General features: G+C 60.0%; 1 protein-coding gene and 2 pseudogenes. 2 read left to right on the top strand and 1 reads right to left on the bottom strand.

Translation table 11 applies throughout. The annotated features are described in order from the left end of the window. A pseudogene (locus tag EN884_RS39955) lies at window positions 1-169 on the top strand (kynureninase); the annotation flags it as partial. Window positions 170-579: 410 nt separating this feature from the next. Beyond that, window positions 580-1320, top strand: coding sequence for a transcriptional repressor LexA (lexA, locus tag EN884_RS35115; RefSeq protein WP_013531746.1), 741 nt, complete (start codon window positions 580-582; stop codon window positions 1318-1320). Here lexA and EN884_RS35110 read toward each other — a convergent pair. After that, window positions 1314-1683 (bottom strand): annotated as a pseudogene (locus EN884_RS35110) (competence protein); the annotation flags it as partial. The gene lexA and the pseudogene EN884_RS35110 sit on opposite strands and share 7 nt — an antisense overlap.

The raw sequence follows: 1683 nt of genomic DNA, 5'->3' as shown, positions 1-1683 counted from the left end.
GCGCGGGGTGATCGGTGACTTCCGCGCACCGTCGACCATCCGTTTCGGCTTCACGCCGCTCTATGTCAGCTACAAGGATGTGTGGCTGGCGGTTGAGGTTCTGGAAGACATTCTGCGCACGGGAGCATGGAAGGACCAGCGTTTCGCCGTCAAGGAAGCCGTTACCTGACGCACCGATCCCGGCGATCCGCCGTCGCTGCCCTCACTGCCTGGCAAATGACGGAGAGCTGAATTTCCAGCCAAAATGCCCAACTGACGTTGGCGTTTTGGCTCCGTTTCGTTCACGGCCAACGAACGTCCCGAAGGTTGCAATCGCCCCTTGTCGAGGTCGATCGACAGATAATGCCAAGCTTTGGTAGGGGATAAGCCACAGGTCATTAACCATAACAATTTCAATGTGAGCAGGCGCATTGCCGAAGGTGGCGCCCGTCGATCGTAACCCGCTGGCAAGCGCCAAATAATTTCAGCAGCCTTAACAAATTCATTAAACTTTAAACGGTTGCAGAACACAACTGGAACAGATAGTGTTTGTTCTGGGTTTGTTTTTCGATTCTGGTTTCAGGGAACCTGGGGGCCGCCATGCTGACACGCAAGCAACATGAACTGCTGATGTTCATCCATGAACGCCTGAAGGAGAGCGGCATTCCGCCATCCTTCGACGAGATGAAGGAGGCGCTCGACCTTGCCTCCAAATCCGGGATTCATCGGCTGATCACGGCCCTTGAGGAGCGCGGCTTTATCCGCCGGCTGCCCAATCGGGCCCGCGCGCTGGAAGTGCTGCGGCTGCCGGACTCCATCGCGCCAGGCCTCAATGCGGCAAAGAAGTTTTCGCCAAGCGTCATCCAGGGCAGTCTTGGTCAGGGTGGTGCTCTTGGCCGGCAGATCAAGCCGGCGCCTTCGCGGATGCCTTCGCCCGGCAATGACGACGATGCGGTCTCTGCCGTTTCGATCCCGGTCATGGGTCGCATCGCCGCCGGCGTGCCGATCGATGCCATCCAGCATCAGACGCATTCGATTTCGGTGCCGCCGGACATGATCATGGGCGGCGCGCACTATGCGCTGGAGGTCAAGGGCGATTCGATGATCGAGGCCGGCATCTTCGACGGCGACACCGTTATCATCCGTAACGCCGACACGGCCAGCCCCGGCGAGATCATCGTGGCGCTGGTCGATGAAGAGGAAGCGACGCTGAAGCGGTTCCGCCGCAAGGGCGCCTCGATTGCCCTCGAAGCCGCCAATCCAGCCTATGAGACACGGATTTTCGGGCCGGACAGGGTCAAGGTGCAAGGCAAGCTCGTCGGCCTGATCCGTCGCTACTGAGACGGCTGTGGGTTGACCACTGGCTTCTCGGGTTTCTTGAAGGGTGCCAGCCCCCTCGCCTCGCGAGAGTATCTGCGTTGCGTGTGCCAGGGCCGATATGGGCTGTCCACCGCGAAGCTGATCGTCGCCGGCGTGGTCGCCGATTGGCGATCGAAGAAGACCGCGGCACTGCCTTTGCGAGCCAGTTGCCGCTTGGTGATGACGAGAACCAGCGGGTTGTGACAGGCGTCATAGGCGGTGGCGTCGTTGACGACGATCAGTTCGGCGAAGCCGCAGGCTTTCCAGGTGTCCTTGCGGTCCTCGACATAGGCAATGATCGCACCGGACATGTGCCTGGCCACGCAAACGCCTGAGGAGCAATAG

It is taken from the genome of Mesorhizobium sp. M7A.F.Ca.AU.001.01.1.1 (assembly GCF_004022735.1).
In the GTDB taxonomy this organism is placed as follows: Bacteria; Pseudomonadota; Alphaproteobacteria; order Rhizobiales; family Rhizobiaceae; genus Mesorhizobium; species Mesorhizobium ciceri.
Note: the sequence above shows the minus strand (reverse complement) of the source record. Positions and strands in the feature narration are given on the sequence as shown.